Source organism: Pseudomonas syringae (assembly GCF_023278085.1).
Lineage (GTDB): Bacteria > Pseudomonadota > Gammaproteobacteria > Pseudomonadales > Pseudomonadaceae > Aquipseudomonas > Aquipseudomonas syringae_Q.
The window spans coordinates 1347340-1368836 of sequence record NZ_CP066265.1 but is presented as its reverse complement, the minus strand read 5'-3'; the positions used below and the strand labels follow the sequence as shown (position 1 = coordinate 1368836).

15 protein-coding genes are annotated in these 21497 nt (G+C 59.7%); 7 read left to right on the top strand and 8 right to left on the bottom strand.

Annotated features, from left to right (window positions below):
• Window positions 1–109 precede the first annotated feature (109 nt).
• Window positions 110–400, bottom strand: a complete 291-nt coding sequence (locus I9H07_RS06195; RefSeq protein WP_024674633.1) for a hypothetical protein — start codon at window positions 398–400, stop codon at window positions 110–112.
• Window positions 401–613: 213 nt separating this feature from the next.
• Window positions 614–1336 carry a hypothetical protein gene (locus I9H07_RS06190; protein ID WP_236425665.1) on the bottom strand — a complete coding sequence of 241 codons (723 nt, stop codon included), beginning with the start codon at window positions 1334–1336 and terminating at the stop codon, window positions 614–616.
• 294 nt (window positions 1337–1630) lie between these two features.
• Here I9H07_RS06190 and I9H07_RS06185 point away from each other — a divergent pair, with 294 nt between their 5' ends.
• The 3 genes from I9H07_RS06185 (at window position 1631) to I9H07_RS06175 (ending at window position 3637) form a co-directional block, all read left to right on the top strand.
• Complete coding sequence (locus I9H07_RS06185; protein ID WP_236425664.1) at window positions 1631–2116, top strand: Hcp family type VI secretion system effector; 486 nt, start codon at window positions 1631–1633, stop codon at window positions 2114–2116.
• Complete coding sequence (locus tag I9H07_RS06180) at window positions 2113–2835, top strand: DUF4225 domain-containing protein (RefSeq protein ID WP_236425663.1); 723 nt, start codon at window positions 2113–2115, stop codon at window positions 2833–2835. Before I9H07_RS06185 ends, I9H07_RS06180 begins: the two co-directional genes overlap by 4 nt.
• Window positions 2836–3319: 484 nt before the next feature.
• Window positions 3320–3637, top strand: coding sequence for a hypothetical protein (locus I9H07_RS06175; RefSeq protein ID WP_236425662.1), 318 nt, complete (start codon window positions 3320–3322; stop codon window positions 3635–3637).
• 401 nt (window positions 3638–4038) lie between these two features.
• Here I9H07_RS06175 and I9H07_RS06170 read toward each other — a convergent pair whose 3' ends face one another.
• From I9H07_RS06170 to recQ, 5 genes are all read right to left on the bottom strand, one after another.
• Window positions 4039–7155 (bottom strand): autotransporter serine protease, encoded by a 3117-nt coding sequence (locus tag I9H07_RS06170; RefSeq protein WP_236423609.1) that lies wholly within the window; start codon window positions 7153–7155, stop codon window positions 4039–4041.
• Between the two features lie 98 nt (window positions 7156–7253).
• A complete protein-coding gene (locus I9H07_RS06165) occupies window positions 7254–10256 on the bottom strand; it encodes an autotransporter serine protease (protein ID WP_236423611.1) in 3003 nt (1000 codons plus the stop codon).
• A gap of 426 nt (window positions 10257–10682) precedes the next feature.
• On the bottom strand, window positions 10683–12875 hold the full coding sequence (locus tag I9H07_RS06160; RefSeq protein WP_236423630.1) for a FimV/HubP family polar landmark protein: 2193 nt from the start codon (window positions 12873–12875) through the stop codon (window positions 10683–10685).
• Between the two features lie 95 nt (window positions 12876–12970).
• On the bottom strand, window positions 12971–13408 hold the full coding sequence (locus tag I9H07_RS06155) for a MarR family transcriptional regulator (protein WP_024672362.1): 438 nt from the start codon (window positions 13406–13408) through the stop codon (window positions 12971–12973).
• Between the two features lie 93 nt (window positions 13409–13501).
• The gene (gene recQ / locus I9H07_RS06150) at window positions 13502–15631 is read right to left on the bottom strand and encodes a DNA helicase RecQ (protein ID WP_024672361.1); all 2130 of its coding nucleotides are present in this window, start codon (window positions 15629–15631) and stop codon (window positions 13502–13504) included.
• Window positions 15632–15807: 176 nt separating this feature from the next.
• On the opposite strand from recQ, the gene I9H07_RS06145 reads away from it, so the two are divergent.
• Together I9H07_RS06145 and I9H07_RS06140 are read left to right on the top strand one after the other, a co-directional pair.
• Window positions 15808–16395 (top strand): YecA family protein, encoded by a 588-nt coding sequence (locus I9H07_RS06145; RefSeq protein ID WP_024672360.1) that lies wholly within the window; start codon window positions 15808–15810, stop codon window positions 16393–16395.
• Between the two features lie 10 nt (window positions 16396–16405).
• Window positions 16406–16813: a YbaN family protein gene (locus tag I9H07_RS06140; RefSeq protein ID WP_236423632.1), complete on the top strand. Its 408-nt coding sequence runs from the start codon at window positions 16406–16408 to the stop codon at window positions 16811–16813.
• A gap of 48 nt (window positions 16814–16861) precedes the next feature.
• On the opposite strand, the gene pap is transcribed toward I9H07_RS06140, so the two are convergent.
• A complete protein-coding gene (gene pap / locus I9H07_RS06135; protein WP_024672358.1) occupies window positions 16862–18358 on the bottom strand; it encodes a polyphosphate:AMP phosphotransferase in 1497 nt (498 codons plus the stop codon).
• Window positions 18359–18506: 148 nt separating this feature from the next.
• Between pap and mnmC the strand changes: the two genes are divergently transcribed.
• Together mnmC and I9H07_RS06125 are read left to right on the top strand one after the other, a co-directional pair.
• Window positions 18507–20489 carry a bifunctional tRNA (5-methylaminomethyl-2-thiouridine)(34)-methyltransferase MnmD/FAD-dependent 5-carboxymethylaminomethyl-2-thiouridine(34) oxidoreductase MnmC gene (mnmC, locus tag I9H07_RS06130; RefSeq protein WP_236423634.1) on the top strand — a complete coding sequence of 661 codons (1983 nt, stop codon included), beginning with the start codon at window positions 18507–18509 and terminating at the stop codon, window positions 20487–20489.
• A 339-nt stretch (window positions 20490–20828) separates the two neighbouring features.
• Complete coding sequence (locus I9H07_RS06125) at window positions 20829–21497, top strand: ABC transporter ATP-binding protein (protein ID WP_024672257.1); 669 nt, start codon at window positions 20829–20831, stop codon at window positions 21495–21497.

Below are 21497 nucleotides of genomic sequence, written 5' to 3'. Positions count from 1 at the left end.
CATCCTTGTAGGAAAAGTCCGACAACAGTATCTAGATTGCCAGCATGGGTAAAGAAAAGCGTCAGTCATGGCGGAAACGCCAGGCTCCGGCCAATGTGCTTTTGCCGGATCAGTCTTTCAGGCGCCGTCGGTAGTCGTTGATCATTTCTTTGGTAACGTCTTCCTTGTAGCAAGTCGGTTCCTCACCACCTTCACGGCTATACGCGCTGCGCTTGCCGCATCGGCTGCCGTTGCGCGCAGAGTTGTAAGGGCAAGGACAGTTGCCGGAGTAGCTGTCGATGGATTCCTGGATGATGGCTTTGACGATTGATGCGTCTGATGCCGGGGTTTCTCTGGCATGTGCGGAGAAGGCGCAGAGCAATGCGAGTATGGCGAAGAGGCCTGTCCCTGTCTTTTTCATGGCTATTCCTTAGCGAGTGCAGACGAGTGTCTGTTGCAAGGTTTTACCATGATGCTAATAGGCCATCAAATCTTGTTTGGTGGGTTCAGGAATTGCCAAGGAATTCAACTTGCTGGAAGTGGGTCGCCAAGCTATACGTCGTAGCAGTCGAGGCCTCATGAGGCTCCGACTGCTCACTCTGCGTTAATGGCGCCTACGCGTTTTCGGCGGCAATCAGACCTGGTTCTTTTTGTGGTCTATCGCCAGTTCTGTCAGTGCGACCATACGGTCGTATCGCGCCATCATGATTTGTGAGTAGGCACACATGAAGTAGAAGATGATGTTTGCGCCCGCCAAGGCGAACACCCAATCCAGGCGGGTGGTCAATATCCCCGCGCTGGACAACGTTTTACTCAGGGCGGTTAGCCCTACAGTCAAAGCAAGCAGGCCAGGGAATATGCCAATCTTTTCTATCGCACCGGTAACGAGGTGGGTGCGCTTTTCGAGTGCGCTTCGCTCGTTTTTCAGTTCAAGCGCGCAGAGTTTCAGTGTGTCGCAAGACAAACCCGCCAGTTTCGGCACGTAGTGGGCGTCAATCTGCAGGGTGGTCTTGACGTTGGCCTGCATCAGGCTGGCAAAGGGTGCGTTCAGAAGCTTTCTTACCGAGTCGCGATACAGCCATAAGCCAAGCAGTGGATAGATAAGCAGGACCAGGTAAGAAACGCCGATTAGACCCCAACTCACATAGGCGGTCCAATCAAGGGAAGGGATCAGACTAACAGGGGCTAACAGGATCGCCACTATCGAAGGCGCGACCATGCCAAACCAGAATACTTTAGTATCGATCTTGTAAGCTTTGCTTGATCGGTGCTGCGCACGATTCTCTTTGGCGGCAGTTTTGTGGGCCTGTTCGATGTCGGCGACGATTTGCAGGTACTGATCGGTCTCGTGGGTCATGAGAATCCTTGGATAGTTGGACACAATAGGTAATCAGATGAGATTGAACGGTGCAGCGAACGAATGCAGCCGTTGAATTGGCGACTCTTACGAACAGGATCGTCCGATAGTTTTGAAGGAGAGTTCCCACAGGTAGCGCTATCACTGAGCTTATGAACTGATTGGCGATACGACTCAAAGAGCTTGATGCGGTTCAAGCAGACGTCATAACCCTATTGCTTTTCAGAAGCGTCCTACATCCGACGTAAGAAGTCGTCACTAGACTGATCGTTTATTCAGCAGGACGATCATTGTATGGCTAACCACAGCTACATGACCATTACTGGCAAGGCTCAAGGCCTGATTTCCAAGGACTGTTCGAGCCAAGGCTCAGTTGGCGGCAAGTGCCAGCCTGGACATCTGGATGAAATCATGGTGCTGTCGTTGACGCACAACATGGCTAACATTGGCAATCTTCAACATGCGACCCACCGGCCGATAGTTATTACAAAGAACGTCGACAAGTCCTCTCCCCTACTGAATCAGGCACTGGCCAACCGAGAATCGGTAGATTGCAAGATCGACTTCTATCGTACTTCGCCTGGAGGTAGTCAAGAGAAGTTCTACACCATCGAAATCAAGGAAGGCCTTATCGTGGACCTGACCCTCGATATGCCCCACGCCATCTTACAAAACGATGCTGAACCACAAGAGCATTTGGCGATTCTCTACCGCGACATAATCTGGACTCACCACACAGGGGGCACCACTGGATGGGCGTCCTGGACCAACGAACAGTGAGCAATATCGGTCGACGAGACACAGTCGGCGCTCATGACTTATGGCGAGTGAGTCAGGCCGCGACGTTTCTGACAGGACAGGCCTGCACGCTATCGGCAAGGCATATCAACGACGGCGCGCTCAGGCTGCAATTCAATCGGGAAGTGGCTTACTACGCTCGGGGGATTGTTAGGGATGTTGAAAGCGGTGGGAAGAGTGTTGATGAAGGGTTGAAGGCGATCAAGCACGAGCAAAATAGCTTGGTTAGCCAGTCAACGGAGATAACTCAGAAAGGCATAGGCGTTGCCGCTGGTGCACTTCAGATAACGAGTGGCTTGGGAATATGCTACGCATCTGCCGGGACGCTTTGCGTCGTATTTGGACTGCCATTGATTGCGCATGGTGCGAACAATGTTTATGAGAATGGGCGAAATATTATTGAAGGCAAATCTGACACAGAAGGCCCAACAAGAAAAGTTTACCAAGCCGCTTCTAAATTCGTCGGCGGAAGTAAGTTTGAAGGCAATATGACTTATGGGGCTGCAGACCTGCTTCTGTCTGGATATGGCATGGCCAGAATGATTCTAAAGCCCGACGCATGGAGACTTTTTCACTATACAAATACTGACTACATAAGAGCCTACAAGATAGCACCTATCGGAATCCTGACATTAGAAGGAACATCCAACTCAATAACTTTAAAAGGAATGCACGACGAATGGAAGTTAAAAAATGAATGAAATTCTATGCTTATTTGCACTATTCCTAATAAGCGTTATTTTCTATTTGCCAGCACTATATGCAAGATTTTTGCTTTCTGGTAAAAAACTGTCTTCCATTGTATTTTGGTCGCTACTGACCTACAACTTCTCATTTACTTATATTCATTTAGACTTTGCAAGAAATGGAAAACTGCCATTCTTGGGGCATATGGACAACTCAATTATAGGCTGGGTGTCGTATTTCTTCATTTTCGCTCATGCATTTTCTTTCCCATCTCCCGTTAGCCAAAAAAAATGGGTACCCAAGAAAAAATATCGAATGAAATTTAATATCAAGAAGTAGAAATCAGGATGAGATATCAGCTTGGAAGCTGGTTTGCACACCGCGCCCGTGAAGATGGTGTCAAAGCGTGCAAGACCACTCCACTTGTAGTTTTTGGAATTGATCGCACATCGGATATGGTCACGGCGCAAACGGTGAAACGCCAGTGGGAATGCCTGTATGAATAATGCGAGCTTTTATGCGATTTTTATAATTTCCACTGTTGTATTTTACCTGCCGACACTGTGGGCCAAGTACAATTTTTCAGGAACAGCGTTTGCACCACTAAAGCTATGGAGTGTAATGGCTTACAACATAGGTTGCGGGTATTACCATCTTAAATTTGTTGCTTATGGGACTCTACCCTTTATAGGAGAGGCTGATAACTCTGCGCTTGGCTGGATATCTTTGTGCATGCCCGTCATTTATGCGCTGTCACTGCCATCACAAAAAAATACGGCACAGAGAAATAGAAAAGGTAACAACAGGACAATATGATCCTGCTGACGAGCCTGGATAAAGGGTTTTCTGCCCACAGGGCGTAGGAGCTTCAGGAGGTAACGACGGCTGCGAAGCGGCTCCGAAGCATGTTACTTCGGTTGTTCCTGATGCATCGCGCGCGCAGGCCTTACTGCCGGTTCCCGGCAGATCGCGAACAAGTTCGCTCCTACGCCCTGCGGGCAGAAGCGTTGCCCGGTGTACCCCACGCCCTCCGGGCAGAAGCGTTGACCGGTGCGCACCACGGCCTGCGGGCAGAAGTCTGGATTTGTGAGTGATCCGGTATTTGCGTGATGGCTTGGATGTGACGCGGAGCGTCATGAAATGCATGCCCACGCGGAGCGATGGGCACGATAGGGGCAAGAGCCTGCGGGGCTACCGTGCCCCGCAGGCGTCATGCATCAGAACTGCCAATCCAGCGACAGCCCTACGCCATGGGTTTTATCCCGCGCACCCAACAGGCCGTTGTAGTCGAGGTTGATGCGTGCGTCCTTGCCCAAGGCCAGGCTGGCGCGAGCGCCGACTACGGCGGCGTCGCGGTCCATGGAGACGCTTTGCACGTTGAAGCTGTTGCCGGCGCTGGCGAAGGCCAGGTGTTGCTCGGACGAGGTGTCGCTCAGGTTGTGCTGCCAGCCGAGGGTGGCGGATACGTCCAGTTTTTGCGTGTCGTTGAGGTTGAAGCGGTTGCCAGCGCGCATGCCCAGGGTCGAGAGCACGGTGTCGCGGGTGTCGTCGCTGCCTTTTAGGGCGGTGGCGCCGCCTTTTTCGGTGAAGCTGTCGCTGTCGAAGTGGACGTAAGCCAGGTTGGCGAATGGTTCGAGTGTCAGCGGTTGCAGGTTCAGGCGGTAGGCGGCTTCGGTGAAGACCTGGCTGGACTGGGCATCACGCTTGACCTTCTGGCGATCGGAGAACTCGCCGAATTGCAGGTCGCGTTTGACGTCGATGCGGTGCCAGCTGTGGGACGCGCCTGCGGTCAAACGCAAGGCGCCCTGTTCGTGGCCGATGTACGCGCCCAGGTGGTAGCTGTCTGCGGATGCACGCGAATGGGTGTCGTCGCCCAGGCTGAGCGAGGTGTCGCTGTAGCCAGCCATCGCACCCAGGCGGGTGTGGTCGCTGATCAGGCCGTCGACGCCTGCGAGCAGGCCGCCCAGCGATGAGGTCGAGCTGGCGCCGTCGCTGCTGCCGGCGTTTTTGCCCCATGCGCCGAGCGCTTTGACCCACACCGCATTGTCTTCGCTACCCGGTGCTGGCTGGTCGTACAGGCCTTCGACGCGCAGACGATCCCCCACGGCGTCGCGCAGTTGGCGGCTGTCGTTGATCAGTTGCGTGGCGATGGCCGGGTGCACTTCGCCTGACAGCTGGGTAAAGGCACGGCGTGCGGTGGCGGTGTCCGGGCTGAGGATGACGCTCTCATAGACGGAATTGCCCGCCCCCAGTTGCTCGGCGGCCTGGGCCACGCTGCGCTGGTTGGCGGTTTGTGCCGCGCTGGCGAAGCTGTCGCCGTTACGCGCCAGAGCGAGGGTTACGCCGGTGCCGGTGTAGGCCAGATTGCCGCCGAGGAACGCGTAGTCGTCGGTGACCGAACCGAACTGGCCTTGAATGCCGCCGGCCGCTTGCAGCACGTTGTACTGGCGACCGATGACGCTGCTGGTCTGGTTGCGGCTCAACAACGAGGCGTTGTCGTTTTCCAGCGTCAGGGCCATGTTCGCGCCGCTCACGGTGGCGGTGCCGCCGACTACGATGCGGTCGCTGGCGGTGGGTGACAATTCCACCGCGTACGTCGAGCCCGGTGCCAGGTTGAGGTCGCCTGCCACTTGCAGGGTACCGATGGAGTTGCCCGGCGCGACGGTGCCGCCTTGATTGGCGGTCAGCGACGCGACGCTGCCGTTACCACCCAGGACGCCGCCGTTGTTGACGGTGACGGCCGACGCCAGCGAGCCGTTGATGGCCAGGCGTCCTTGATTGACGAGGGTCGGGCCGCTGTAGCTGTTGGCTCCGCTCAGTACCAGGGTGCCGATGCCTTGTTTGGTCAGGCCGCCGTGCCCGGAAATGTTGTTGCTCCACACATCCAGCCCGCATTGCGGCCCGGTGCAGGTGCGCTGGGTGGGTTTGCCCGCATCGACAATCGCGCCAACACCGGGCAGGTCGGCCACGAACTGGCTGTCGCCATAGGCGCCATCGATGCGAAATTCGGCAGGTATGTCGGCCTCGGTGACGAACATGCTCGGGCCGTTGACGGCCTTGCCGAGGTTGATCATGCCCCAGCCGTACAGCGCGTCGACGCCCGGTGCGCCGAGGTCGGTGGCGGTGGTTTTCAACACGTCGGCGACCTGTGCGCCGGTCATGTACGGGAAGCGTTCCATCAGCACGGCCATGCTGCCCGCAACGTGGGGCGCGGCCATCGAGGTACCGTTCTTGTTGGCCCAACCGACGGTGAGGTCTTCGAGGCTGGTGCCGTTGAGCACGGAGCTGTAGATGCGCGTGCCCGGTGCCGAGACGCAGAAGCTGGCGGTATAGCCGCAGCGCGACGAGAAGGTGCTCAGCGTGTAAGGCGTGGTCGCGGCGGCTGCGGCGTCAGGGTTTTGTTGCAGGGCGGCGACGGTCAGCCAGTTGGGGGCGATTTCCGGTACGAAATAGCCGAGCCCCGCCATGGCGTCGGGGTTGTTGAGGTTGTAGTCGTTGCCGGCGGCGAAGATGGTCACCACGCCGCTGCGCGCTGCGTCGATCGCGCCCTGATACGCGCCGCCAGGACGCGTGCCGAGGATCTGGCGGATCTGGTCGAACTGCACTTGCGCGTCCTGCACGGTGAAGTGCGGGAAGGCCGGATCGCGACCGCCCTTGGTGAAGCGGTCGGTGATGCCGATGCCCCAGCTGTTGTTGATGACCCGTGCGCCGCTGTTGACCAGCGCGTTCCAGCCCGCCTGATAGACCGCGCCGTCATTGCCCAGCACGATGCCATCTTCCGGGCCTGGGTCGCCATTGTCGGCGCTGATGATTTGCGCGTTGTAGGCCACGCCATGCATCGGTCCGCCGTCACGATTGCCGCCAGCGATACCGCCGACATGAGTGCCGTGGTTGCCGAGTTTGCCACCGGAATCCAGGCTCGGCGCGCCGTCGTAACGGAATGCGTCGCCGGCCTTCACCGGGATGTACGGGTCGGTGTATTCACGGATGCCGCTGGTGACCAGATTGACCACCTTGTTGGGGCTGGCGAATTCCGGGTGTGGGGCGTAGACCGGCTGATCGAAGATGCCCAGCTTGATGTCTTTGCCGGTGTAGCCAGCGGCGTAGGCCTGATCAGCGTTGATCGCGCCCAGGCCCCAGTCGGCATTGAATTCGGCACTGCGCCAGCTGGCAGCATTGCCCGCCTGCCCTGCTTCTACATAGGGAGCGGCTTGCGCCATTGCAGAGGTCGCAAGGTAGCAGGCCAATGCGCCGCAGGAGGCGCGATTGATGGCTCGAATGGCCTGCCGAAGGGGTGTGACAGCGGTGTGTCGGGTGTTGGATACATCTTTCATTGCAACTACCGTCCTTAGTTAACGCGCACGAATCTCCGCGCGCATGCTGGTGCATGCGCGTCGTTCTCTTGGGGTTTTGGGGTTGGGTTAAAGGCTGCTTAGAACTGCCAGTTAAGGCTCAGGCCGACACCGTGGCTTTTTTCACGGCTGGCCAGTTCGCCGCTGTAATCCAGACTGACTCGGGCGTCTTTGCTCAGCGCGATGCTGGCGTGAGCGCCCACCAGCGCGGCGTCGCGGACCAGCGGGGAGCTTTCGATGCCGAAGCTGCTGCCGCCAGACGCGAATGCCAGATGCTGTTCGGAATCGGTGTTGCTCAGGTTGTGCTGCCAGCCGAGGCTGCCGGACAAGTCGACTTTCTGCCGCTCGCTGATCGCGATGGTTTTTAACGCCCGCACGCCGAGGGTACTCAGCACAGCGTCACGGTTATCGCTCCCGGCAGACAGCGCCGCTGCATCGCCCTTCTCGGTGAAGCCATCGGTGTTCAGGTGAACGTAGGCCAGGTTGGCGAACGGCTCAAGGGTCGCGGGCTGCAAGCGGATGCGATAGGCCGCTTCGGTGAACACCTGGGTGCTCTGGGCATCGTGTTTGGTTTTTTCCTTGCCGCTGGCGCCGCCGACCTGCACGTCACGCTGGGCGTCGATGCGATGCCAGCTGTGTGCGCCGCCGAGGGTCAGGCGCAGCGCACCAATTTCGTGGCCGACATAAGCGCCCAGGTGGTAGCTGTCCACCGACGCTCGCGAATGCGTGCCGGAGCCCATGTTCAGCGAGCTGTCGCTGTAGCCAGCGACGACACCCAAGCGCGTGTCGTCGGCAAGGTTGCCATCGACACCCGCCAGCAGGCCGCCTATCGAGGTGGTGTATCCGGCGGTGTCGTCCCCCGAATCGGTCTTGCCCCAGGCACCCAAGGCTTTGAGCCAGACGTTGTCTTGTGCGGCGGTGTTGGCATCGCTGCCAAACACGCTGGTGCCAAGACGTTCACTGACCGCATCACGTACCTGACGACTGTCGTTGATCAGCACACTGCCGATGGCCGGGTAAATCTCGCCAGAGAGTTGCTGAAAATTGGCGCGGGCAACTGCTGCGCTCTGCGTGAGCAACAGGTTTTCGTAGACTGCGTTGCCTGCGCCGAGCTGTTCGGCGGCAGTCGCCACGGCGGCCTGGTTAGGGGTTTGCGCCACGCTGCTGAAGGCCGTTGTTTGCTCGATATTCAGTGCGACGCCGGTGGCTGCGTAATCGAGTCGACCACCCAGAAAGGCGTAGTTCGACGTCACGCTGCCGAACTGGCCGTTAACGCCATTAGCGGCCTGCAACACGTTGTACTGGCGCCCTACTACGCTTTGAATCGGCGCTGAGTTCAAGGCAACCGGCGTGTTGTCCAGCGCCAGTGCCATGTTTGCGCCCGACACAGTGGCGCTGCCGGTGGCGATGATGCGGTCGCTGGCGGTCGGCGAAAGCTCGACAGCATAGGTCGAACCCGGCTCAAGGGTGACGTCGCCGTTGACCTGCAAGGTGCCGATGGAGTTACCCGGCGCAACAACACCGCCGCTGCGCGCAGTCAGCCCGCCAATCTGGCCGTTGCCACCCAACGTGCCGCCAGCGTTGACTTGCACGGCCGAGACCAGCGAGCCGTTGACTGACAGCAGCCCGCCATTGACCAGCGTGTCACCGCGATAGGTGTTGGCACCGTCCAGAATCAGCCGGCCGGCTCCGGATTTGATCAGGCTGCCTTGGTATTGGCGCTGTGCAGCGGCGGCAGCGCGGGCTGTACCTGTCGCGTAGTCGGCCTGATCCTGCTGACTGGCGCTACTGGCGACGCCGTTCTGCCAGCCTTTGCTGATCAGCGTTTGCTGCCAGGTTGCCTGCTCGGCGGCGTCTTCGGCCTGACGCTGGATCAGCGCCTGATCAGCAATGTTATTGCTCCATGTATCGGTCAGGCCTGCGCCGAGGTTGGCGTCGAAGGTGCCAAGCAATTGTCCCGGCCCACGCATCGCTCGCTCCAGATTGGCCACGCCCCAGCCGACGCTGTTGGTCGGTGCCTGAGTGACCGAGCCGTCGAGCTGAGTGGCAGTGGTCAGCAGCACTTGCAGCGCCTGCTCGTTGTTCATGTACGGGAAGCGTTCCATCACCAGCGCCAGTGCGCCAGTGGCGTGCGGTGCCGACATCGAGGTGCCGGACTTGATCGAATAACCGCCGCCGGGCGCCGTGCTGTTGATCAGCCGACCGGGCATGGTGATGCACCAGTACTTGGAAAGGCCGCACTGGTTGTAGCGTTGACCGTTGCTGCTGTCGAGGCCCGACACGGCCAGCCAGTGGCCTTCGAGATCCGGCTCGAAAAAAGGCAGCGAAGCCCGCACGCTGGCGTTGGCGTAGCCGGTATTACCCGCACTGAACACGTTGATCACGCCCTTGCGGGATACGTTGGCTGCTTCGTCCAGCCAGGTGCCACGGTTGTAATGCTGGGCATAGGCGGCCCGCACGCCCGCTTCGGTGGCGTAGGTCACGTCGGAAGGCTGGCTGCCCCAGCTGTTGTTGATGGCACGCACGCCGGCATCGGCCAGTGCGCCGTACACCGCTTTGAAATACTGTGGATCGGGGTTAGGGCCGAACAGAAAGCTGTCGTTCTGGTTGGTGTTGCCGACGTAGATTTGTGCGTTGTACGCCACACCGTGCATGCCAACGCCATCCCGCGCCGCGCCCAGGGTGCCGGTGACGTGAGTGCCGTGAGTGTCGTTGTTCGGGTTGATCGCGCCAGTGATGCTGAACGGCGAGCCATCGACGTAAGTGCCGTTGGCGGTGACGGCGTGATAGCGGGATGGAGTGGCTTCCGGGTGAGACGGATCGAAACCCGAGTCCAGTGCGCCGATCTTGACGCCGGCACCGGTGATGCCTGCGGCGTAGGCCTGATCAGCCTGAATACGGCCCAGGCCCCAGTCACTCTGGAATTCCGCAGAGCGCCAACTGGCGGCATCCCCCAACCTGCCCTGCTCGACATAATCGGCATAGGCCGGGCAACCAAATGAAAAAGACAGGGCGCACAGGGCGCCAGTTGCTACAGGCTTGAACGAATAACGAACAGCACCAACGCACTTCGACTTTTGCATCCCTGCACACCTGTTAATGGTCGGCTCATGATTGAGCGAGACCAGAACATAATCCGCAGTTACATACTTGGCAACAGATTTATTTCACTTTTGATACAGAGCTTCAAATATACAGATAACGCATTGCTGACTATATTTTTCAGTGATATCCGATTGAATCCATTGGGTTTATTGACTAAATAGCGAATGTTATATTGCTTTTGATAGTGGCTATTTAATTGCACGTAATAACATTTTCGCCGTTACACATGGCGTATTTCCAGTAACAGCCTATTGAGCGGTTTACTTGTAGGAACAGGCGAAAGTTGTCCGACAATAATTGGCTGACACGGATAAGAACACGCCATATATGCGGGTGAAGAGGTGACGCAGAGCGTCACGAACTGCATGCCAACGCGGAGCATTGGCACGAGAGTCAGTTGAATTTCAACTGATCCGTGCCAACAGCTCACGCGCCATGCGGCGATGCTCTTCGTCGGACTCGTCGATGACCTGTTGCAGAAGTTCGCGAGCCGACTCGATTTGCCCGTCTTCGATCAGCACCTGAGCCTGATTGATCTGACTCAGAGGCGGTTCTTCAAGGTCGAGCAGATCGAAATCCGAATCGTCGTTCATGAAGCTGTCGAGGAACTCATCGCTCAGGTCATCGGCCGCCGAAGGTGCGACAACTTCAACAGGCTCAACGACATCGGGCTCGGAGAAGTCACTGAGGAACTGCTCTTCAGACAGCTCGAAAACTTCCGGCAGTCGGGTCAGGTCCGAAGAGAAACCGGGGTCCACTTCGGCAGGCGGGGTCTCGACGACGGGTTTGCTGCGCGGCGGCGGGCTGTCGAACGGATCGACCAGGTCCCAGTCGGCATCCATCGACAGGTCATCAAGGTTCAGCTGGAACTCATCGGCGTGCTGGGGATTAAGGGCTGCAGCGGCAGACTCATCAAGCTGCGCGGCAGGCTCGGGCTGAAGATCGGCCTGCAAAACAGTCTCATCTTTATCGATAGACAGCGCACTGGCCGCCGCGACCGCTGCCACCGGAATACTCGCGGCAGCAGGGGCAGGGGCAACGTCGGCAGCCTTGAGTTGCGGGAAGCGATCACGGATGTCCTGAATGGTCTGCGGGTCGACGCCGTGCTCCAGCGCCGCGCGTTCTTCCCGGACAAAACCAACGCCATCGCCCTGCTCCGCCAGCAGTTCCAGCAGCCTGATACGAATGTCATCGCGCTCCGGCTGTTTCTCCAAAGCGCTGCGCAAAATGCCCATGGCCTCGCTGAAACGCCCGTAGGCGATGTAGATGCTGACGCCGTCCAGCGCATCCGGTGCAGCCCCGGCCGGACGTTGCGGCGTAGGGCTCTTGATCGCTGCAGGCGAAGATGACGGCTGCGGCGGCGCAACGGCAGGCACTTCGAAGACCGGGTGCATGGCGGCCTGCGCAGGCTTGATCAACGGTTCGTCCGGTACGGCCGCAGGTGCAACAGCCAGTTTGCGCTGACGACGCTTCGAATAGACCAGCGCCAACAGCAACGCCACGATCAGTAATACAGCGAGCAGAATCGGCACACTGATAAACGGCTCGCTCGTTGCAGTAGCGACCGGCGTCTGTACGGGGGCCAGCGGCGCTGCTGGCGGATTAGCGGGTGCTGCAACAGGCCGTGCGGCGGATTGCGCCAGGGCAAGGTCACTGCGCAAGGCGATGATCTGCTTGTCCTTGCCACTCATCTGCTCCTGCATCTCTTGAGCCTGAGCTTTGAGCGCTTCCAGCGACTGGGTCAGTTGCTGGTTTTCAATCGCCGCCGTTGAGAGCTGATCAGCCGTGCGCTGCAACTCGGCAGGCGGCGTTGGCGTTGATGCAGGCGCGGCAGCAGATGCAGCAGCGTTGGTCGCGACAGGCACTACTGCCGAGTCCGGCAGCAGCAGGTCCTGGCCAACTTTGAGCCCGCTGCTGGCGCCGCCCGCGAATACCTGGGGATTGAGCAAGCGGATGCCATCCGCCAGCTGGCTCGCCGACACCTTGTTGCCCGGCCCCTGCAGACGGCTGGCGATGCCATTCAGTGTGTCGCCACTGACGACCGTGTAATGCTTGCCTTGCACCGCTGCCGGTGGCGCAACCGGCATACGGCTTTCTGACGCCGAAGTTGCCGAGCGCGGCTGATTGCGGCTGCGAGTCGCGGCCAGGCCCTGAGGTGAAGTGGCAGGATCGAGCAGCACGGTGTACTCATGCAGCAGGTCGCCGTTCGGACGCGCCAGCTGGACGAGGAAGCTCAGATAGGGTTCTGTGACCGGCTTGCTGGACACCACCCGAATCACGCCACGATCACCACGCAGCACTGGCGTGAAGCGCAGGTCATTGAGGAAGAACACGCGTTCGATGCCGGCTTTGGCGAATGCCTCGGGCGACGCGAGCCTGGCGACGATGTCTTCGCCGCTCAGGCCGCCGGTCTCCAGCAATTCGATCTCGGCGTTCAGCGGCTGGTTGAGCGCCGAATGCAGGCTGATTTCGCCCAGCCCCAGCGCAGAGGCGAAGGTGGAACAGGTCAGCAGCGAGATCGCCATGGCGCTTTTGCAAAACACGTTGCGCGCCGTGCGGCCTGCACCTTCTAAGGCAGCCATGGAATTCTTGAGCATGCAAACCCTTATGGAAACCACCGCAGGCTTCTCACGTAATCAGATGGACGTCAGTATCCGTCGCCAGAGTATGGTTGAGAACTCGCTGCTTCGTCTCAGGATCTTTCCAGATTGGCCAGAAGCTGTGAATGCACACGCATGCTGACGAGCAGGTCTTCCTCGCTCACTCCCTCAAATAGCTCTTTGCGCAAGACGTTGGCGATGGTTTCGATCTTTTCGATCAGGGGCAGCGCCGTATCGCAGAGCAGGATTTTCTTGGCGCGCCGATCTTCGGCGACCGCTATGCGCTGCACCAGCCCCTGAGCTTCAAGGCTGTCGAGCAGCCGGGCCAGCGTCGGCCCTTCTACCCCGACACTTTGCGCAAGCTCGCGCTGGGTAGGCGGTTCGTTGAAGAAGCGCGCAAGGTGCAACAGCACCAGCCAGCGAGCCTGCGAAAGACCGAGGCCTGCCAGTCGGCGGTCCAGCTCGGCGCGCCAGCCGCGGGTCAAATGTCCGAGTTGCATCCCGAAACGGTGGTCTTCAGTCAGTGGCATAAGGAAACTCGTGATAAAAACTAATTAATAGCGAGCTAAGCAAGGTCCTTATGTTCAGGCAAGCAAGGAACGGTGACGTTTCGTCGCCGGTCGTTATACCTCAAATTCGGATTGCAGTGCAGCACGCACGCAATACAGCACGCCTTCCGGAACCCGCCCGGCAAATTGCTCGGCAATAGCCGCTACCGGCGGCAGTTCGCCTTCGCCGTCGAGAAAGGCATCCTGCACCTCGCCCAACAGGTCTTCCGGCAGATCGAGCGCCTGCTCGATCGACAACTGCTGCTTGCCGATCGCCTCGGCCAGCAGGGTATAAACGTTCTTCTCCGAACACTGTAATTGCCCTGCGATCTGCGCCGGGGTCATGCCTGCACGCGCCAGGCTGATCAACTCGTGACGAATGTCGGCCACCACGCGCGGCGCTTCGGCCTTGCCGCTGAGCACTTCGAGGAAGGCTTCGCCATAACGCTCCAGCTTGCGCGCGCCGACGCCACCCACTTTGGCCATCTCGGCCATCGAACCCGGTTTGCTGCGCAGCATCTCCAGCAGGGTCGAGTCCGGGAAAATGACATAGGGCGGTACCGCATGCTCTTCGGCCAGTTTGCGCCGCAGGGTTCGCAGCGCTTCCCATTGCTCGCGCTCTTCGCCACGCACCAGCTGGCTGGCCGGGCTGCCGGAGCTGCTTCTTGAAGTGGTTTGTGGTTTGAGATCACGGCGCAGTTCCAGCGTAACCTCGCCACGCAGCAGCGGCCGGCAGGTGTCGCTCAGGCGCAGGCCGCCGTAGCCTTCAAGGTCGATGTCCGCCAGGCCGCGTGCCACCAATTGGCGGAACAGCGAGCGCCATTCGGATTCGGCACGCGCCTTGCCCACCCCGAACACTGAAAGGTGCTGGTGACCGAAGCTTTCCACTTTGTCGTTGGACTTGCCGAGCAGCACATCCACCAGATGACCGACGCCGTAACGCTGACCGGTACGGTAGATGGCTGACAGCGCCTGACGCGCGGGTTCGGTGGCGTCCCAGGTCTGCACGCCATCGACGCAGTTGTCGCAATGGCCGCACGGGTTGGGCATGTCTTCGTCGAAATAGGCCAGCAGGGTCTGACGGCGGCAGCGGGTTTCTTCACACAGCGCCAGCATGGCATCGAGCTTGTGCTGTTCCAGGCGCTTGTGTCGCTCGTCACCTTCGGAGTTCTGCAACATCTGTTTGAGCATCAGCACGTCTTGCAGACCGTAGGCCATCCAGGCATCGGCCGGCAGACCGTCGCGCCCTGCCCGGCCGGTTTCCTGATAGTAGGCCTCAAGCGATTTGGGCAGGTCCATGTGCGCAACAAAGCGCACGTTGGGTTTGTCGATGCCCATGCCGAAGGCGATGGTCGCCACCATGATCAGGCCTTCTTCATTAAGAAAGCGCTTCTGGTTGGCGGCGCGGGTTTCCGAGGGTAAGCCTGCGTGGTAAGGCAACGCGGGGTAACCGTTTTCGCTGAGAAACACCGCCACTTCATCGACTTTCTTGCGCGACAGGCAGTAGACGATTCCGGCGTCGCTACGCCGCTCCGAGAGGAACGCCAGCAGTTGTTTGCGCGGCTGTTCCTTGGGCACGATGCGATAGAAGATATTCGGCCGGTCGAAACTGGACAGAAAGCGCTCGGCGTTCTGCAAATGCAGACGCGTGACAATTTCTTCCCGGGTGCGCTTGTCGGCGGTGGCGGTCAGCGCGATGCGCGGCACATCCGGAAACAGTTCGGCCAGTTGCCCCAGTTGCAGGTATTCCGGGCGGAAGTCATGGCCCCATTGCGATACGCAGTGCGCTTCGTCGATGGCAAACAGGGCGATTTTCAGGTTCTGCAGAAAGGACAGCATGCGCGGCTGGACCAGCCGCTCCGGAGCGAGGTAAAGCATTTTCACTTCGCCCAGACGAATCCGGTTGGCCAGCTCGCGCTGCTGCTCGGCGTTGAGCGTCGAGTTGAGGGCCGCAGCAGAAACGCCCAGTTCGTCGAGGGTGGCGACCTGATCGTCCATCAGTGCGATAAGCGGCGAAACGACTACGCACAGGCCGTCACGCAACAGGCCGGGCACCTGAAAACACAGGGATTTGCCACCGCCGGTAGGCATCAGCACCAGCGCGTCGCCGCCGTTGGCTACACGCTCAATAATGGCACCCTGGCGACCACGAAAGCTGTCATAGCCGAAGATGTCTTTAAGTACGCGTTGTGCCTGCTCAAGCATAAAAACCCCGGAATATCCTGCTGCACTGCAAAACGCAGGAGTATACCCGAGCGCTCGGGAGCAATGGATGGCTGGGACATGAGTGGTCGAAATTAACTGCAATTGGCCTGCGTGCTGGCGCCTTGGCCGCGCAGGGCCTAGAATTCAGCATCGTTTATTTCCAAGGTAGTGCCTCCATGTCCTTCGCTGAGCAATTAACCCGCCTGCAAGTCTTCCTCGATGCAGATGAACTGCACGACGAAGCACTGGACTACGTGGCCGCGCATGGCTACCTGACCGCCCTGTCCATTTGCGCTGAAGAAGTACCGGAGCGCGAGTGGATCGACGCCCTGTTCTCCGAGCCGCCGCATTACTCCAGCGAAGAGCAGCAGACAGAAGTCGAAGCGACTCTGGTTGCACTCAAGGCGCACATTGCCCGCCAGCTGGCGTCGGACGAAGAGTTTGACCTGCCCTGCGACCTGGACCTGGGCGACGACCCGGATGATTCGGACCTGCGCGGCTGGTGCATCGGCTTCATGGAAGGCGTGTTCCTGCGTGAAAACGCCTGGTTCGAAAGTGCCGAGGAAGAAGTCAGCGAGATGCTGTTGCCGATCATGGTCGGTTCGGGCCTGTTCGACGAGCAACCGGAATTTTCTGACATCGCTCAGGACGCCAACCTGATGGACGACATGATCGTGCAGATCCCTGAAGCGCTGACCGCGCTGTATCTGCTGTGCCAGGCACCGGACGAAAAACCGGCGATCCTCAAGCCTCGCCACCACTGAGTCGGCGCCTATGGCGCAAGACTCAGCGCGCACCAGCCGCCATTGGTGGGTGCGCTACCTGCTTATGGCCGTCGGCTGGGTGAGCGTGGTGCTGGGAGTTATCGGTATTTTCCTGCCGGTGCTGCCCACCACGCCCTTTCTCCTGCTGGCAGCAGCCTGCTTCGCCCGCAGTTCTCCGCGCTTTTACCAATGGCTGATCAATCATCGGCAGCTTGGCCCGTGGATTCGTGATTATCTTGAAGGCAACGGCATTCCGCTCAAGGGCAAGGTCTACGCCATTGGCCTGATGTGGGTCAGCATCGGCTTTTCATGCTATCTGGTGCCCTCGAACTGGGCGCGTGCGTTCATGCTGACCAGCGCAGTGCTGGTGACGGTCTACATCCTCAGGCAGAAAACGAGGGGCTCGTCAGGCGAGTAAAACCGGGCTGCGCCGACCTGGGCCGACGCAACCACGACGTTCACATCATCACTTCTTCTTGTCCCTGGCGAACGCGGCTTCCAGCGCTTCGTTTAGGGTGCGCAGTACTTTGACCCGAGCCCAGCGCTTGTCATTGGCCTCGATCAGCGTCCAGGGTGCGATCTCGGTGCTGGTGCGATCCACCATGTCGCCCACCGCCTGACGATAATCAGGCCATTTCTTGCGGTTGCGCCAATCGTCTTCGGTGATCTTGTAGCGTTTGAACGGGATTTTTTCGCGCTCCTGGAAACGCTCCAGCTGGGTCTGCTGATCAATCGCCAGCCAGAACTTGACGACCACCACGCCCGCGTCGGTGAGCTGTTCTTCAAAGTCATTGATTTCAGCGTAGGCGCGTTTCCAGTCGGACTCACTGCAAAACCCCTCGACCCGCTCCACCAACACCCGGCCATACCAGGAACGGTCGAAGACGGTGAATTTGCCACGCGCCGGTATCTGTCGCCAGAAACGCCACAGATAAGGTTGCGCGCGCTCATCCTGAGTCGGCGCAGCGATCGGCACGATTGAGTACTGGCGTGGGTCCAGCGCCGCCGCAACGCGTCGGATCGCCCCGCCTTTGCCGGCGGCGTCATTGCCTTCGAATACCGCCACCAGTGCGTGGCTTTTCATGCGTTTGTCGCGCATGTGGCCAGCCAGCCGCGCCTGTTCGGTGATCAGTTGTTGCTGATAGTCGTCCTTATCCAGGTTCAGGCTCAGATCGAGACTGTCCAGCAAGGTGCGTTCATCACTATGGATCGCCAGCGGCCCGACCGTCAGCGCGCTGGGCACGGGCTCGGGTTTGTTGAGCGCGGCCTGCATGCCTTCCAGCAGCAGGCGACCGACCGTCAGGCTGCGATAGTTGGCGTCCACCCCTTCGATCACATGCCAGGGCGCGTACTCGCGACTGGTGCGGCGCAACACCCGCTCACCGAAGCGTACGAACTTGTCGTAGGTCCTGGACTGCTGCCAGTCCAGCGGGCTGATACGCCAGCTGTGCAGCGGGTCGTCCTTGAGGGTCTTGAGGCGCCGCTTCATCTGCTTCTTGGACAGGTGAAACCAGAACTTGAAGATCAGCGCGCCCTCATCACAGAGCATCTTTTCCAGGCGCTCGGCGCCGCTGATGGCCTGATCCAGCACGGCGTCCTTGTAACGACCATGCACGCGATCCTGCAGCATCTGGCTATACCAGTTACCGAAGAAAATCCCCATGCGACCCTTGGCGGGCAATTGTCGCCAGTAACGCCAGGCAGGCGGATGTGCGAGCTCTTCGTCGGTTTGCTGATCGAAGGTGCGCACTTCGATCAAGCGCGGGTCCATCCATTCGCTGAGCAGTTTGACGGTCTCGCCCTTGCCCGCGCCTTCTATGCCGTTGATCAGCACGATGATCTGCCGACCTGCCTGCTCGTGCAGGTCTATCTGTGCTTCCAGCAACGCTTCACGCAGTTCGGGCAAGGCTGCCTCATAGGTATCGTCGTCAATGGCATGACCGATTTCAGCAGATTCAAACATGCACAGCTCCTGGTTGATGTGGGCTCGGAGAACGCCTGATGGAAAGTGTGACCGTTGATTAGCGGTATCGGTCAATCCACACATCCTTGATAGCACTTTTATCGGCGCAGACGGCTAAAATGCTGCCACTGCCTCCGCTGAGCCCGACATGACCATTACCCGCCACGCCCAGATCGACTGGGACGAACACGGCAATCCGCGTTCCCGCGACTTTTCCGATGTGTACTTTTCCACCGAGTCCGGCCTGGACGAGACACGCCACGTGTTTCTGGTGCAAAACGACTTGCACCGTCGTTTCACCGAGTTGCCGGTTGGCGGGCGGCTGATCATTGGCGAGACAGGCTTCGGCACCGGGCTGAATTTTCTGTGTGCTTGGCAGTTGTTTGAAGCGTGCGCGCCTGCTGGTGCGCGCCTGCATTTCGTCAGCGTCGAAAAATACCCGCTGAGCCGCGCTGATCTGCAACGTGCCCTTGCGCTGTGGCCAGAGCTGTCGACATTCGCGCAGCCACTGCTCGACCAGTACGTTGCGGTGCATGAAGGCTTTCAGCGTCTGGTGTTCGACGACGGCCGGGTCACCCTCACGCTGCTGGTTGGCGACGCCTTGCAGATGTTGCCGCAACTGGACGGGCAAATTGATGCGTGGTTTCTCGACGGCTTCGCGCCGGCGAAAAACCCGGAGATGTGGACCCCGGAGCTGTTTGCCGAACTGGCGCGGCTGTCTACATCGGCCACCACCATTGGCACGTTCACCAGCACGGGTTGGGTGCGGCGCTCGCTGAACGCGGCCGGTTTCAAGATGAAGCGGGTGCCGGGTATCGGCCATAAATGGGAGGTGCTACGCGGCGCTTTCATCGCCTGGCCCGAAGGCGTGACAACGGCGTCTGCCGCCAAGCCCTGGTTCGCCCGCCCCGCGCCGCACACAGGCGAACGCAAGGCGCTGGTGATCGGTGCCGGACTGGCCGGGTGCGCCACCGCAGAGAGCCTGGCGCAACGTGGCTGGCACGTCAGCCTGCTGGAGCGCCATGCGGCACCGGCACAGGAAGCGTCGGGCAATCCGCAAGGCGTGCTGTACCTGAAACTGTCGGCACATGGCACCACGTTGTCACAGCTGATCCTCAGTGGTTTTGGTTACACGCGCAGGCTGCTTGAGCGCTTGCAGAGAGGCGTCGACTGGGACGCTTGCGGCGTGCTGCAATTGACCTTCGACGACAAGGAAGCGCTGCGCCAGAAGCAATTGGCCGAAGCCTTCCCGGACACCCTGCTGCACCTGCTGGATCAGCCCCAGGCTGAAGCGCGCAGCGGCATCGCGCTCAACAGTGGCGGGCTGTTTTACCCTGAAGGCGGCTGGGTTCATCCGCCTGCGCTGTGTCACGCACAGGCGGCGCACCCGAATATCCGCCTGATCACTCATCGTCAGGCGCTGGAGCTGAGACGTGTCGATGATCAATGGCAGGTTTGGGGTGGCGAGCAACTGATCGACAGCGCATCTGTCGTGGTGCTGGCCGGGGCGGCTGATATCAAGCAGTTTTCGCAGAGCGCGGAGTTGCCGCTCAAACGTATTCGTGGGCAAATCACCCGCCTGCCGCAGACTCAGGCCAGTACGGCATTGCGTAGCGTGGTGTGTGCCGAGGGTTATGTGGCACCTGCGCGGCTGGGCGAACACACGCTGGGGGCCAGTTTCGATTTCAACAGCACGGATTTGACACCGAACCTGGCGGATCACCTGGACAATCTGGGCTTGTTGCGGGAGATATCGGCAGACCTGACTGCGCGCCTTGACGCCACCGACCTGCCGCACGAGCAGTTGCAAGGTCGCGCGGCGTTTCGCTGCACCAGCCCGGATTACCTGCCTATCGTCGGCCCTCTGGCTGATCGCGATAGGTTCGTGCAGACGTATGCGGCACTGAGCAAGGATGCGCGTCAGGTGCCGGATATTGCCTGCCCATGGCTGGACGGACTGTACGTCAACAGCGGCCACGGCTCACGCGGCCTGATAACCGCCCCGCTGTGCGCAGAACTGATCGCCGCCTGGCTGGACAACGAACCCTTGCCCTTGCCACGCAGCGTCGCCGAGGCGTGCCACCCCAACCGGTTTGCATTGCGCAGTCTGATTCGCGGCGGCGGGAAGTAGCCTTAGGGTTCTCGGGTCAAGTCGACGCAGAGCATCGCACGATCGTTGAGATCATCGTTCCCTACGCTCCAGTGGGAATGCGGTGCTCGACGCTCTGCGTCGCAAGAGGACGCAGAGCGTCCTGAGCGGCATGGCGACGCAGAGCGTCGCACGATCGTTGAGATTATCGTTCCCTACGCTCCAGCGTGGGAATGCAGTTCCCGACGCTCTGCGTCGCACGATAGCCAGGGCTTTTGATTCCCGTTGTCAGGCTCTGCGCGACAACAATCACCATCCAGCCGCGACGCGCTCGTGCTCAGGCGCTACTCTTGAGCCTCAGTCAGGACAGTTGGGCCACTCATGTTGCAAGTGCGAAACGTATTCAAGAGCTACACCACGGCACAGGGCCCTCTGGCTGTGTTGCGCGGCGTGGATCTGCAATTGGCGCAGGGTGAGAGCCTGGCGCTGATGGGTGAATCGGGCAGTGGCAAGAGTACCTTGCTGCACCTGGCCGCAGGGCTGGACCAGGTCGATGGCGGCACTGTCGAGGTCGCGGGCCAGCGTCTGGACCTCATGAACGAGAGCCAGCTGGCCAATTGGCGGCGTACCGAAATCGGCCTGGTGTTTCAGCAGTTCAACCTGATCGGCAGTCTGAAGATCGCCGACAATCTGGCCTTTCAGGCACGGCTGGCCGGGCGTTATGACGCGGCCTGGCAGGCGCAATTGATCGAGCGACTGGGCCTCGGCAATCTGCTGGATCGCTACCCCGAACAACTGTCCGGCGGCCAGCAACAGCGTGTCGCCATCGGTCGCGCCCTGGCATCACGCCCCGGTCTGCTGCTGGCCGACGAACCCACTGGCAACCTCGACGAAGCCACTAGCGACGAAGTGCTGCAACTGTTGCTGGACCTGCTCGGAGACAGCACCACCAGCCTGTTGATGGTCACCCACAGTCCGCGGGTTGCTGAACGCCTGGCGCGCCAGGTAGTGCTGCATCATGGGCGGCTGGCAACCGAAGGCGAACGCTGA